The sequence below is a fragment of the Stenotrophomonas maltophilia group sp. RY12688 genome, assembly GCF_052149045.1.
Classification (GTDB): domain Bacteria; phylum Pseudomonadota; class Gammaproteobacteria; order Xanthomonadales; family Xanthomonadaceae; genus Stenotrophomonas; species Stenotrophomonas sepilia.
The window spans coordinates 1,568,668-1,582,010 of sequence record NZ_CP197389.1 but is presented as its reverse complement, the minus strand read 5'-3'; the positions used below and the strand labels follow the sequence as shown (position 1 = coordinate 1,582,010).

General features: G+C 66.6%; 13 protein-coding genes. 5 read left to right on the top strand and 8 right to left on the bottom strand.

The genetic code is table 11. The features are described 5' to 3' along the window. Positions 1-32 precede the first annotated feature (32 nt). Positions 33-1,529 carry a S10 family peptidase gene (locus tag ACS0OT_RS07490; RefSeq protein ID WP_032954081.1) on the top strand — a complete coding sequence of 499 codons (1,497 nt, stop codon included), beginning with the start codon at positions 33-35 and terminating at the stop codon, positions 1,527-1,529. Positions 1,530-1,903: 374 nt separating this feature from the next. On the opposite strand, the gene ACS0OT_RS07485 is transcribed toward ACS0OT_RS07490, so the two are convergent. Together ACS0OT_RS07485 and ACS0OT_RS07480 are read right to left on the bottom strand one after the other, a co-directional pair. Next, positions 1,904-3,025: an inorganic phosphate transporter gene (locus ACS0OT_RS07485; RefSeq protein WP_005416018.1), complete on the bottom strand. Its 1,122-nt coding sequence runs from the start codon at positions 3,023-3,025 to the stop codon at positions 1,904-1,906. Between the two features lie 13 nt (positions 3,026-3,038). Then, complete coding sequence (locus ACS0OT_RS07480) at positions 3,039-3,665, bottom strand: DUF47 domain-containing protein (protein WP_004152833.1); 627 nt, start codon at positions 3,663-3,665, stop codon at positions 3,039-3,041. Between the two features lie 292 nt (positions 3,666-3,957). Between ACS0OT_RS07480 and ACS0OT_RS07475 the strand changes: the two genes are divergently transcribed. Both ACS0OT_RS07475 and ACS0OT_RS07470 read left to right on the top strand, forming a co-directional pair. Further along, complete coding sequence (locus ACS0OT_RS07475; RefSeq protein WP_005416017.1) at positions 3,958-5,262, top strand: hemolysin family protein; 1,305 nt, start codon at positions 3,958-3,960, stop codon at positions 5,260-5,262. Further along, complete coding sequence (locus ACS0OT_RS07470; protein ID WP_171955954.1) at positions 5,246-5,905, top strand: exopolysaccharide biosynthesis protein; 660 nt, start codon at positions 5,246-5,248, stop codon at positions 5,903-5,905. The genes ACS0OT_RS07475 and ACS0OT_RS07470 overlap by 17 nt, the downstream gene beginning before the upstream one ends. A 112-nt stretch (positions 5,906-6,017) precedes the next feature. On the opposite strand, the gene ACS0OT_RS07465 is transcribed toward ACS0OT_RS07470, so the two are convergent. The 4 genes from ACS0OT_RS07465 to ACS0OT_RS07450 form a co-directional block, all read right to left on the bottom strand. Next, positions 6,018-6,515, bottom strand: a complete 498-nt coding sequence (locus ACS0OT_RS07465) for a pyridoxamine 5'-phosphate oxidase family protein (protein ID WP_005416015.1) — start codon at positions 6,513-6,515, stop codon at positions 6,018-6,020. Between the two features lie 70 nt (positions 6,516-6,585). Next, positions 6,586-7,581: an LLM class flavin-dependent oxidoreductase gene (locus tag ACS0OT_RS07460; protein WP_005416014.1), complete on the bottom strand. Its 996-nt coding sequence runs from the start codon at positions 7,579-7,581 to the stop codon at positions 6,586-6,588. A gap of 191 nt (positions 7,582-7,772) precedes the next feature. Further along, the gene (locus ACS0OT_RS07455; protein WP_065195798.1) at positions 7,773-8,540 is read right to left on the bottom strand and encodes a sulfurtransferase; all 768 of its coding nucleotides are present in this window, start codon (positions 8,538-8,540) and stop codon (positions 7,773-7,775) included. A 436-nt stretch (positions 8,541-8,976) separates the two neighbouring features. Continuing rightward, positions 8,977-9,342, bottom strand: coding sequence for a DUF6164 family protein (locus ACS0OT_RS07450; protein ID WP_065179309.1), 366 nt, complete (start codon positions 9,340-9,342; stop codon positions 8,977-8,979). Positions 9,343-9,412: 70 nt separating this feature from the next. Here ACS0OT_RS07450 and ACS0OT_RS07445 point away from each other — a divergent pair, with 70 nt between their 5' ends. Then, entirely contained in the window at positions 9,413-9,847 is a 435-nt protein-coding gene (locus ACS0OT_RS07445) for an FKBP-type peptidyl-prolyl cis-trans isomerase (RefSeq protein WP_065179310.1), read from the top strand. Continuing rightward, the gene (locus tag ACS0OT_RS07440) at positions 9,834-11,081 is read left to right on the top strand and encodes a TIGR03862 family flavoprotein (RefSeq protein ID WP_111127135.1); all 1,248 of its coding nucleotides are present in this window, start codon (positions 9,834-9,836) and stop codon (positions 11,079-11,081) included. The genes ACS0OT_RS07445 and ACS0OT_RS07440 overlap by 14 nt, the downstream gene beginning before the upstream one ends. 39 nt (positions 11,082-11,120) lie before the next feature. Here ACS0OT_RS07440 and ACS0OT_RS07435 read toward each other — a convergent pair whose 3' ends face one another. Then, positions 11,121-11,582 carry a GNAT family N-acetyltransferase gene (locus ACS0OT_RS07435; protein ID WP_053500365.1) on the bottom strand — a complete coding sequence of 154 codons (462 nt, stop codon included), beginning with the start codon at positions 11,580-11,582 and terminating at the stop codon, positions 11,121-11,123. Positions 11,583-11,719: 137 nt separating this feature from the next. Beyond that, positions 11,720-13,342 carry an FMN-binding glutamate synthase family protein gene (locus ACS0OT_RS07430; protein ID WP_065179312.1) on the bottom strand — a complete coding sequence of 541 codons (1,623 nt, stop codon included), beginning with the start codon at positions 13,340-13,342 and terminating at the stop codon, positions 11,720-11,722. Position 13,343 lies beyond the last annotated feature (1 nt).

Genomic DNA, 13,343 nt, shown 5'->3' with positions numbered 1-13,343 from the left:
TCGCAATCCCCTTCCGCTGCCCACCCGGTGCCATGAAGTCCCTGTTGCACACTGCCGCGCTCTGCGTCGGCCTGCTCATCGCCCCAGCCAGCGTGCTGGCCGCGCCTGATGCCGACGCCAAGCCCGATCCGAAGGACGACAAGACCGAGGCACCTGCGTTGCCCGCAGACGCCTCGGCCCGCCAGAGCATGCGCCTGGCCGGCCGCACCCTGGACTACACCGCCACCGTCGGCACCCTGCCGGTACGCGATGCCAAGGGCAAGGTGATCGCCGACGTGGTGTTTACCGCCTACACGATGCCGGGCAAGGACCGGCCGGTGACCTTCGCGCTCAATGGCGGCCCCGGGGCATCGTCGGTCTACCTCAACATGGGCGCGATCGGGCCCAAGGTGGTGACCTTCGGCTCCGAGGGTGACAGCGCGTCGGCGCCGGCGACGCTGCACGACAACCCCGGCACCTGGCTGGACTTCACCGATCTGGTGTTCATTGATCCGGTCGGGACCGGCTTCAGCCGCGCGCGCATCGGCGACGACGAAGCGAAGAAGGCGCTGTACAACCCCAGCGCCGACATCGAATACCTGTCACGCTCGATCTACGACTGGCTGCTGCGCAACCAGCGCATGGCGTCGCGCAAGTACCTGACCGGCGAGAGCTACGGCGGCTACCGCGGCCCACGCATCACCCACTATCTGCAGACCCGGCTGGGTGTTGCGATGAACGGCCTGGTATTGGTCTCGCCCTACCTGAGCCCGACCCTGGAAGACAACGCCGATGTCTCGCCGATGGCGTGGATGCAGACGCTGCCGTCGATCGCCGCCGCGCACCTGGAGCGCCAGGGCAAGCTGACCGATGCAGCGATGCGCGAAGTAGTGGAATACACCCGTGGCGACTACGCCACAGCGTTGATGAAGGGCCGCAGCGATCCGCAGGCGACCGAGGCAATGCTGCGCCGGGTGACCGAACTGACCGGGCTGGACCCGCAGTTCGTGCGCCGTGCCGGTGGTCGGCTGGAAACCCAGGCCTACCTGCGTGAAGTGTTCCGCGACAAGGGCACGCTGGGCAGCCGCTACGATTCCAACGTAACCGCGTTCGATCCATTCCCGAACGATCCGGAGCAGCGCGCCAACGATCCGCTGCTGGACAGCATCATCGCGCCGACCACCACGGCGATGGTCGACTTCGTGACGCGCGTGGTCGGCTGGAAGGTGGATGCGCGGTACCAGGCGCTGAACTACGACGTGAACCGGCTGTGGGACCGCAATGGCGAGCTGCGCGATGGCGCGGTGACCCAGCTGCGCCAGGCCGTGGCGATCGACCCGCACCTGCAGGTGCTGATCGTGCATGGCTGGAACGACCTGTCGTGCCCGTTCATGGGTTCGATCCTGACCGTGGACCAGATGCCGACGATGGGCAGCAATCCGGACCGGGTGCAGGTGCGCAGTTATCCGGGCGGGCACATGTTCTACAGCCGGGCCGACAGCCAGGCGGCGTTCCGCAGGGATGTGCAGGCGCTGTTCCAACGCAATTGAGGAGGGTCGGCCGGGACTGCGGCCCGGCACCCGCCGGATCAACGGCAACGGCAAGGCCCACGGCAAGATCAACTGCAAAAGCGGGCTTCCTGAGGGCTGGCGAGGTGGGGTGGATATGCAGGACACGCCGTAAACCCGTCCATGGGGGCTCGATGGCGCCATCCATGGCGCCAACGGTCCTGCATATCCACCCCACCCCGCCGCTGACAGGTTCCTGCTGCTGTTGGTGGGTGCCGACCGTTGGTCGGCACGCTTGGATACAGAGGAATGATCTGCCATGAAAAAAGCCCGCCGGTATCCGGCGGGCTTTTTCGTTTACCGGGATCAGATCCTTTTCCCGCAGGGAAAGGGCTCTGATCCCAAGGCCGTTGGCATCAGGTCCAGCCGAACATCTCGAACAGCTTCAGGATCAGGTACGCACAGCCGCCGGCGGCCGGGATGGTCAGGATCCAGGCCCAGACAATGCGCTCGATCACGCCGAACTTCAGCGAACGCGGGTTCTTGGCGAAACCGACGCCCATGATCGCGGTGGAGATGCTGTGCGTGGTCGAGACCGGCATGCCGAAGTGGGCCGCCAGGGTCAGGATGGTGGCCGAGCTGGTCTCCGCGGCGAAGCCGTGGATCGGGTGCAGCTTGACCATCTTGTGGCCCAGGGTCTTGATGATCTTCCAGCCACCCGAGGCGGTACCGGCAGCCATCACCACTGCACAGGTCAGTACGATCCACATGGCGATGCCGTCACCGGCGTGCGCGTCCGGGTGCATGAACGCCAGCCAGGACGGCAGATCGTTCAGTGCGCCGGTGGCTTCGGCACCAATCAGGGTCATCGCGATGATGCCCATGGTCTTCTGCGCGTCGTTGTGGCCGTGGGCGAAGCCCATGTAGGCCGCCGAGGCGATCTGCGCCTTGCCGAAGAAGGCATTGACGATGCGCGGACGGGCCAGGCGGCCGATGGCGCCACCGACCTTGGCCAGGCCGGCGATCAGCGCCCACAGCAGCACCATCACCACGATGCCGAGCAGGAAGCCGGCGATCGGCGAGGTGATCATCGGCACGAACACCTTCCACAGCAGGCCCTTGTTCTGCGCCCAGCTGCCCAGGCGCTCCGACCAGATCAGCGCGTCCCAGTTGTTGTGGGCCGCGGCCAGACCGGCACCGCAGAGGCCACCGATCAGGGCGTGCGAGGACGAGGACGGCAGGCCCTTCCACCAGGTGATCAGGTTCCAGATGATGCCGCCCAGCAGGGCGCACAGGATCACCTGCGGAGTGACCTCGACCACGTTGGTGTTGAGCAGGCCCGAGGCGATGGTCAGCGCCACCGCCGTGCCGGTCAGCGCACCGATGAGGTTCATGAAGGCGGCCAGCATCACCGCCCAGCCGGGCGAGAGCACCTTGGTCGCCACTACGGTGGCAATGGAGTTGGCAGTGTCGTGGAAGCCGTTGATGAACTCGAAGACGAGCGCGGCCAGGATCACCACCAGGACAAGGGTCAACATGCGGCGGCGTCCGTCAGCTGTTCTTCAACACGATCTGGTACGCCACCACGCCGGCCTCGCGGCAACGGTCGATGGCCTTTTCCAGGATCTCGAAGAATTCCTTCAGCAGGAACATCTGCAGGTTGTCCAGGCGACCGGAGTAGATGTCGCGGTACAGCTCGAGCATCAGGCGGTCGGCCTCGTTCTCCAGCGAGCGCAGCTTCTCGTTCAGCGCGGTCATCCGGTCCAGGTTCATGTGGCGCAGGTCAGCCACCATCTCCACCACCACGCCGGCGGCCTGTTCCAGCATCGCCGCGCGCGGCGCGAAGTCGATGTGCTCCAGGTGGGTCGTGGCCAGCGAATAGCGATCGGCGAACTTCTCGATCTGCTTCGGAATCTTGTACAGGGCCGAACCCAGCGCTTCGATGTCTTCGCGCTCGATCGGGGTCATGAAGCTGTCGACCAGCGCCTGGCTGATCTTGTCCGAGGCCGCGCGTTCGCGCAGGCGGGCCAGCTTGAAGGCGTCCAGCGCGGGCTGGCGGTCGGCCTCGCGCAGCATCGAATGCAGCGCCTTGGCGGCATCGGAAGCCGCGACGGCAGCCTCATCGAGCAGGGTGTAGAACTGTTTGCCGGAACCGAAAATGGTCTGCAGAGAGAACATTGAGAAACCTGTCAGCCGTCGCGGGAAGGACGGCACCAGAGCGAATTATGACGGCTAGATGACCATCACGGGTATCCCCGCGCCCTTTCCTGGCTCTGGGACCCCCAACCTGAACAGGCGGTTGCCACCCTGCCACGCCCCTTTGCTAAGATGCCAGCGCGCCTTCGGGCGCACCTTATGGACGACGACCCTTATCCCCCTGCGCCGCGCCGGACCCCGTTCCTGAGCGCCTGCCGCCATCGCAAGCACCCGCCCTCCCTGCCACCAACCGGGGACGATGCCCGTGTTTGAAATGATCCTGATTGTCTTCGCGCTGGTTCTGCTGAACGGCTTCTTCGCCATGTCCGAGATGTCGGTCATGACCTCGCGCAAGAGCCGCCTGAAGCAGATGGCCGCCACCTCCAAGCGCGCCGCCAAGGCGCTGGAGCTTTCGGAGAAGCCGGAGAGTTTCCTGTCCACGGTGCAGATCGGCATCACCGTGATCGGCGTACTGACCGGCTACCTCGGTGGTGATGCGATCGGCGACGCGATCGCCGGCTGGCTGCAGGGCCTGATGCCCGGCTTTGCGTACGCGCGCGAAGTAGGCACCGCCCTGGCGGTCTCGCTGATCACCTTCATCACGCTGATCTTCGGCGAACTGGTGCCCAAGCGCCTGGCCCTGACCCGCTCCGAGGCCATTGCCGGCCTGGTCGCGATGCCGATGAGCTGGCTTGCCAGGCTCGCCCTGCCCTTCGTTTGGCTCCTGTCCAAGACCACCCAGCTGGTACTGAAGGTGCTGGGCCTGGGCAAGGACGAGGCCGCGCAGGTGACTGAAGAAGAGATCCGGATGCTGGTGGCCGAGAGCCACGAAGCTGGCGTGATCGACGCCCACGAGCGCGACATGATGAACCGCGTCATGCGCCTGGGCGACCGCACCGCCGACAGCCTAATGACCCCGCGCAACCGCATTGCCTGGCTCGACACCCAGGCCGGGCTGGAGCGCAATCTGGACATCATGGCCGAGCACGAGTTCTCGCGGTACCCGGTGTACCGCGACAACGACATGGACGTGGTCGGCGTGCTGGAGCTGAAATCGCTGGCCACGCGCATGGCGCGCGGCGACAACGCGCTGTTCCAGACCCTGCGCGAACCGCTGTACGTCTCCGAATCGACCCACGCGATGAAGCTGCTGGAGATCTTCCGCGAGGAGCAGCAGTCGATGGCGCTGGTGGTGGACGAGTACGGCGAGATCCAGGGCCTGGTGACCATCAGCGACCTGATGGGCGCCGTGGTTGGCCGCCTGCAGGCGGTGGAGAATGCCGATGAAGACGCACTGGTGGTGACCCGCGAGGACGGCTCGCTGCTGGTCGACGGCTCGCTGCCGATCGAGGACCTGCGCGAGCTGATCGGAAGCAACGACCTGCCCGATGCCGAGGATGGCGACTACTACACGCTGGCCGGCATGTGCATCCATTACTTCGGCCGCATCCCGCACGCAGGCGAGTACTTCGACTGGGCCGGCTGGCGCTTCGAGGTGGTCGACCTGGACGGTGCGCGGGTGGACAAGCTGCTGCTGCGCACGTTGTCCGACGAGCAGGCCGATGAGCTCACCGCCTGAGGCCGGCCAGGGCCAGGGCGCGCAGCGCCCGACCTACCGCAACGAGGGCATCCGCACCCTGCTGGAGATGTTCGCCTCCGGCGATCCCGCCGAGCACATGCCGCTCGGCCAGATCCTCAGCAACCTGCAGCAGAGCGCGTTCGGCGTGTTCCTGTTCGTGGCGATCCTGCCCTCGTTCATCCCGATCCCGGGCATGGGGGGGGCGGTCAGCGGCCCACTGGTGGTCCTGATCGGCCTGCAGATGCTGTGTTGCCTGCACCGGCCCTGGCTGCCCGGTTTCATTGCCCGACGCGGGCCGAAGCGCGGCACCATGCACCGCTTCCTGGACCGTATCGATCGCCCGTTGCGGCGGCTGGACAGGATGCTGAAGCCTCGCCTGCCGCAGTTGCTGACACCGCTGCCCGCGCACGCCTTCAGCGGCCTGCTGCTGGTACTGCTGGGCATCCTGCTGTCGTTGCCGATTCCGTTCACCAACTTCCTGTTCGGCTTCCAGCTGCTGCTGTTCTCGCTGGCGCTACTGGAGCGCGATGGTGCATTGATGCTGTTCAACTGGATCGCAGCGCTGGTGGCGATCGCGTTCTTCGGCTTCAGTTCCGGGCAGCTGGTGGGCTATACAGTGGAGCTGTTCCAGCGCTGGTTCTGAAGTGGCATCCGGTAGAGCCGGCCGCTGGCCGGCTGCCACGTTTCCAGGGTTGCCGGCCAGCGGCTGGCACTTCCCGCATCCGGTAGATCCACGCCACGCATGGATGCAGCAATCACCGAAGGTCGACGAATCCGTTGTCCGCCAGCGGTGCCGGATCGTCCTGCACCGCCGACAGCACGAAGCTCAACGCCTTGCCCAGCAAGGTGCCCGGGCCATCCCAGTATTCGGCGCTATCGGCGCGCACGTGGATCAGGCGAAGGTTGGGGTCTTCCTTGCCGGCGGGGAAGAACAGCTTCATCGCCGGCGACCACAGCTCTTCGATCTTCGCGCGATCATCGACAACCCGCGCCCGCCCCGCCACAGACACATAGGTGTTCTTCGATGGCGAGGCATAGGCCACATTGACGCGCGGGTCGAGCGCGATCTCGGCCACCTTCGGGCTGTCGGCGGTGATCACGAACCACAGGTCACCGTCGAAGGCGACCTGCTGGGTGGCCAACGGCCGGCTGTAGAGTCGCCCGTCGACGCCGGTGGTGGTGAACATCGCCACCTCCACGTCCTTGATCAGTTCAGCCAGCTGGGCAATGTGTTCGGCGCGGGTCTCGGCCATGGTGGGGACTCCAGAAGTGGGGAGCCCCCATCAGACGCGGATCGGCCGCAACGGGCCGTGACGCGGTTGTTCAGCCCGCGTGGCGGCCATGCCAGGCGTTCATCGCCAGCTCGAAGGAACGCAGGCGCGCACGATGGTCATACAGGTTGGCAGTAAGCATCAGCTCGTCAGGCTTGTGCCGCTCAACGAAAGCGGCGATACCCTCGGCCACCTGCTGCGGATCGCCCAGCACGGTGCAGGCCAGGGCCCGTTCCACGCCGAACTTTTCGTGCGGCTCCCAGAAGGCTTCAATGTCGTCGATCGGCGGCGGGATCTTGCCCGGCCGGCCGCGGCGCAGGTTGACGAAACTCTGCTGCTGGCTGGTGAACAGGCGACGCGACTCGGCCTCGCTGTCGCTGGCAACAACGTTCAGGGCCAGCATCGCGTGCGGCTGCTTCAACGTGGCCGAGGGGCGGAATTCGCGGCGGTACACCGCCAGCGCTTCGTCCATCACGTCCGGCGCGAAATGCGAGGCGAATGCATACGGCAGGCCCATCGAGGCCGCCATGCGTGCGCCAAACAGGCTTGATCCGAGGATCCAGGTCGGCACCCGCAGGCCACCACCCGGAACGGCCTGCACCGCCTGTCCAGGCTGGACCGGCTCGAAGTAGTGCAGCAGCTCGCGCACGTCCTGCGGGAACTGGTCGGCGCTGTCGAAATAGCGGCGCAGTGCACGTGCGGTCGGCTGATCGGTGCCCGGCGCACGGCCCAGGCCAAGGTCGATGCGGTCCGGATACAGCGAGGCCAGCGTTCCGAACTGCTCGGCCACCTGCAGCGGGGCATGATTGGGCAACATGATGCCGCCCGCGCCGACCCGGATGCGTTGGGTGCCACCGGCAACATGACCGATCAGCACGGCGGTGGCGGCACTGGCGATGCCGGGCATGTTGTGGTGTTCGGCCAGCCAGTAGCGGCGGTAGCCCAGCGCATCGGCGTGCTGGGCCAGTTCCAGCATGTTAGCGAAGGCGGCGGTGGTGTCACTGCCCTCGCAGACCGGGGCCAGGTCAAGGATCGACAACGGGATCATCAGGCGCTTTTCCGTCACAGGATCACCTCTGCATGGGGGCGGCCGGGCGCAGCGGCCAGTGACGGTGGCGGGATGCTGATTCCCGTAGGGCGGGTTCAGCGCCCACCGCGCTTGGTCCGGTAGAGCCGGCCGCTGGCCGGCGGGCAACGTGCCCTGGCAGCCGGCCAGCGGCCGGCTCTACCGGGCAAGCGTCAGAACGCGCTGGGGCGCGGCTCGGGCAGCGGCTGGTCGACCATCGGCTTCAGCTCGGCATCCAGCGCCACGCGCTCATCGAACACGAAGCAGCGGCCTTCGTAGCCTTCGCCGCCCACCTCCTCGAAGTAGCCGAGGATGCCGCCATCGAGCTGCAGCACATTCTCCATGCCGTCATTGACCATCCACAGCGCGGCCTTCTCGCAGCGGATGCCGCCGGTGCAGAAACTGACCACGGTGCTGTCCCGCAGCGCATCGCGATGCGGCGCCAGCGCCTCGGGCAGGTCGGTGAACTTGCGGATGGGCAACACCAGCGCATCCTTGAAGGTGCCGTACTCCACTTCCTGCAGGTTGCGGGTATCGAGCATCACCACCGGCTTGCCGGCGTCATCATGCCCCTGCCGCAACCAACGCTGCACGGTGGCCGGATCAACCGCTGGTGCGCGCGGATAGTCCAGCGGCTGGCCGTCATCGCGGCGGAAGCTGATGATCTCGTCCTTCACCTTGGCCTTCAGCCGCGCGAACGGCTGATGCTTGCTCAGGCTGGTCTTGACCCGCATGTCGGCGAAACGCGCATCGGCATGCAGCGCTGCATAGAAGCCCTCAACCGCCTCCGGCGCCCCCGCCAGAAACAGGTTCAGTCCCTCGCCCGCCACCAGGATCGTGCCGCGCAGCTGCGCCGTCTCGGCAAGGGCCAGCAGCTGGTCGCACAGGGCCTGGGGGGCGTCGATGACGGCGAAATGATAGGCAGCGGTATTGGCGATCATCCTGCCATTTTAGCGCCTCCCGCCCGCACAGACAGATTCAGGGGTCAGAGCCCTCTGCGCGGCAGAGGGATCCGACCCCGGCAGGTACCCAGAACTTGTCAGAGGCGGGGCGGTGTGGGCAGGCGGGACCGTTGGCGCCATGGGCCCGAGGCATGCCTCGGGCGGGTTGGGCAGGACGCCCAACCCCGGTCTTGCCGTGTGCGCAGGACAGCGCACACGAGCAAGGCGCCATCGAGCCCCCAGGGGTGAGGCGCTTTGCTTGCGAAGCACTGCTTCGCAAGCGCCCGAACGCACAGCCGCCAGCGGCTGGGCCGGACCGCGAAGCGGGGTCTACGGCGTGTCCCGCCTGCCCACACCGCCGCGCCATCCCACGGAAACCAGCTTTTGACGTTGCCGTTGCCTCTGCGGGTGCCGGGTGCAACCCGGCCGCGCCCCCTTACCCCCGCAACAGCACGAACGGCAGCAACACCAGTGCCGCCGCACCGGCCATCGCCAGCAGCACCAGCACCACATAGGCCGGCCGGCGCCGGAACAGGCTGCCGAATGTCTCCGCCGTCCCCTCGCGCAATGCCTGCTCGCGTTCAGCCCGCACGCGCACGCCGCGCGCCGCCTGGTACTCCGCCATCAGCGCCTTCGCACGCGGATGATCAGCGTCGTCGCGCAGCCACAGGCCACCATTGGAAATGCCCCACGGGCTGGGTTCGGTGCGATACCAGGCGATGCCGTGCTGATCGAGCAGCGTGCAGACATCGGCATATTCGTCGTCGCCGACATTGCGCAGATTGAGCAGGAGTTTTGCCATGGCCCCATGATACCCGGCGCCGATGCGCTACCCTTGCCGCCCTCGCCCCGCGCCCTTCTGGAGACGCCCGATGCGCCGCCTGCTGCTTCCCCTGCTGCTGTCCCTCGCCGCCGCTGGCTGCTCGACCGAACCATCCGGCCCGCCGCCCGGCGGCACGCTGACGACCTTCGAGCGGATCGATACCGTGCCCGGCACCGGCGCCGAAGCCATCGCCGGCAACAAGGTCACGGTGCACTACACCGGCTGGATCTACGACAACCGTACCGAGACCAAGCACGGCAAGACCTTTGACAGCTCCTTCAAGCACGGCGAGCCGTTCACCTTCGCGCTCGGCGCCGGCCAGGTCATCCGCGGCTGGGACGAGGGCGTGGCCGGCATGAAGGTCGGCGGCAAGCGCACGCTGATGATTCCGCCGGACTACGGTTACGGGGACCGCAAGGTCGGCCCGATTCCGGCGGGCTCGTCGCTGGTGTTCGACGTCGAGCTGCTCGATGTCAAACCGTAATGCCGCCATGCCCCATCGGGTGGTCGTCATTGGCGGCGGCCCGGCGGGCCTGTTCGCCGCCGAACGCCTGCGTGCCGCTGGGCTGGAGGTCGACCTGTACGAGGCCAAGGGGTCGCCTGGCCGCAAGTTCCTGATCGCCGGCAAGGGCGGCCTCAACCTCACCCATTCCGATCCGCGGCCGTTGTTCGACAGCCGCTACCGCGAGCAGGCCGCTGTGGTCGGCAGCTGGCTGGACGGCTTCGACGCACAGGCACTGCGTGACTGGGCCAACGGCCTGGGCGTGGAAACCTATGTGGGCAGCTCCGGCCGCGTGTTCCCGGTCGACCGCAAGGCGGCGCCGCTGCTGCGCGGCTGGGTGCGCCGGTTGAAGGAACAGGGCGTGCGCCTGCACGCCAACCACCGTTGGATCGGCTGGAGCGACGACGGCGCCCTGCGCTTTGCCACCGATGCGGGCGAAGTCGATGTCCGCGCCAATGCCACCGTGCTGGCGATGGGCGGGGGCAGCTGGCCGCAGCTGGGCAGTGATGGCGCCTGGGTCGTGCCACTGCAGGCGCGTGGCGTGGACATCGCGCCGCTGCAGTCAGCCAACTGTGGCTTCGACGTGGACTGGACGCCGTTCTTTGCCCAGCGCAATGCCGGCGCACCATTGAAGCCGGTGATCGCGCACTGGATCGACCTGGCTGGACAACCGCGGTCGCTGCAGGGCGAGTGCGTGGCCAGCGAATATGGCATTGAAGGCAGTCTGGTCTACGCGTTGGCCGCCGACCTGCGCGAGACCATCAACCGCGATGGCCACGCAATGCTGTGGCTGGACCTGGTGCCCGGTCGCGACGAGGCGCGCCTGCTGGCCGACCTGTCACGTCCCCGCAAGGGCCGAAGCTTCGGCGAGCACCTGCGCCGCCAGGCGGGTCTGGATGCGGTGAAGGCCGCACTCGTGTTCGAGATTCTTGGCAGGGAGGCCGGCAACGACCTGCCGGCTGTGGCTGCCACGCTCAAGCGCCTGCCGCTGCGCCTGCTGCGCCCAAGGCCGATGGCCGAGGTGATCAGCACCGCCGGTGGCGTGCGCCTGGATGCGCTGGATGACGGCCTGATGCTGCGGGCCGTTCCCGGCGTGTTCTGCGCCGGTGAAATGCTGGACTGGGAAGCCCCCACCGGCGGCTACCTGCTGACCGCGTGCTACGCCAGTGGCCGGCGTGCCGCCGAGGGCGTGATCGGTTGGTTGGCGGAGCGGTGACGCCTGCGGGATAGCGTCGAGCCCATGCTCGACGCCACATCACCACGGCCTGCGCATGCTCACCGAGGCCAACGCCACACCGCTGGGATGCGCATAGGCTTCCTCACGCACGCTGACAAAGCCCTGCCGTTGATAGAACGGCACGGCATTGAGCGACGCCGACAGCACCACCTCGCGCTCACGATCGGCCATTGCCAACAGGCGCTGCATCAGCGCCTGGCCGATCCCCTCGCCGCCACGATCGGGATTGACAAACAACGCGTCGACTTCATTGGCATCGACATCAAAGACGCCGAAGCCGAGCAGGCCACCCTGCCCGTCCTCGGCCACCACGCATCCGCCCTGCGACAACAGCCGCGCGTACTGCGACGGTGGCGGCGAGGCCGACCACGGTGCAATGACCTCGGGAGGGTAATGGCTGCTGCAGGTTTCGCGCACACAGCGCGTGCGCAGCGCCCACAGCGTGGCGACATCGTCGATGCTACCGGTCCTGAACTGCATGGCGCCTCCTTGTAGCGCCGAGCCCATGCTCGGCTGCCTTTCTGTAGAGTCAAGCCATGCTTGACTGCTTTTCAATCAGTCATCGCGAGGTCGGAACGAAGAACAGCCGAGCATGGGCTTGGCTCTACAACATCACGCTACCGCGACTTGCTGGCGCGCAGAGCCTGGATCTTCGGCGGCGGCTGGAACGAGTCGCTGCGCGCATCGGCCCAGAATGCATGGAACACCGCATGGTCGGGCACCGTGTGCAGCAGCTCGCCCGGTTCCAGGTAACGGTAAAGCGACGCCAGCGAACGGATTTCCACCGGCGACACGCGACGCAGGATGTGCTCCGGCCCCAGCTCGGCCGGATCGTTCAGGCCCGCCGCGCACAACAGTTCCTTCAAGGCATGCAGCGTGTGCTCGTGATAGCTGTATACACGGGTGGCCTTGTCCGGTGCATCCAGATGCTTCCAGCGCGCGGGGTCCTGGGTCGCGATGCCGGTCGGGCACTTGTCGGTGTGGCAGCTCAACGACTGGATGCAGCCCAGCGCGAACATGAAGCCTCGGCCGGCATTGCACCAGTCGGCACCCAGCGCGATGGTGCGCGCGATGTCGAACGCACTGGTGATCTTGCCAGCGGCACCGATGCGGATGCGCTCGCGCAGGTCCAGGCCGACCAGGGTGTTGTGCACCAGCAGCAGTGCTTCATGCATCGGCACGCCGACATGGTCGACGAATTCAGCCGGTGCCGCGCCGGTGCCTCCCTCGGCGCCATCGACCACGATGAAGTCCGGCAGCAGCCCGGTTTCCTGCATCGCCTTGGCGATGCCGAACCATTCCCAGGGGTGGCCGATGGCCAGCTTGAAACCGACCGGCTTGCCACCGGACAACTCGCGCAGCCGGGCCACGAACTGCAACAGTTCGACCGGCGTCGAGAATGCCGAGTGACGCGACGGCGATACGCAGTCCACCCCCATCGGAACACCACGGGTCACCGATATTTCGGCGGTCACCTTTGGTGCCGGCAGCACGCCGCCGTGGCCCGGCTTGGCACCCTGCGACAGCTTGATCTCGATCATCTTGACCTGGTCATCGGTAGCGTTGGCGACGAAGCGCTCTTCGCTGAAACCACCCTTCTCGTCACGGCAGCCGAAGTAGCCCGAGCCGATTTCCCAGACCAGATCGCCGCCCATCTCGCGGTGGTAGGGCGAAATCGAACCTTCGCCGGTGTCGTGGTAGAAGCCGCCGCGCCGCGCACCTTCGTTCAATGCGCGGATCGCGTTGGCCGAGAGCGAACCGAAGCTCATCGCCGAGATGTTGAACACGCTGGCCGAATAAGGCTTGGCGCAGTTCGGCCCAATCAGCACGCGGAAATCATGCTTGGCAATGGAGGTGGGAGCCAGCGAATGGTTGATCCACTCGTAATCCACCGCGTAGGTACTGCGCAGGGTACCGAAGGGCACCGTGTCCATTTCGTTCTTTGCGCGCTGGTAGATCAGCGCACGCTGCTGGCGCGAGAACGGCACGTCCTCCAGGTCGCTCTGCACGAAGTACTGGCGGATTTCCGGGCCGATTGATTCCAGGCCATAGCGGAAATGCGCCATCACCGGATAGTTGCGGCGCAGCGTGCTGCGCTTCTGCAGCAGATCCCAGGTCCCCAGCGCCACCATCGCGGCAGTCAGGCCGACGCCCCAGTACCAGGCCGGCCAGATCGTGGCCAACCACAGGCAGATGGGAAACATCAGGATGGCGAGCAGGTAGACGATATACCGGTGCATG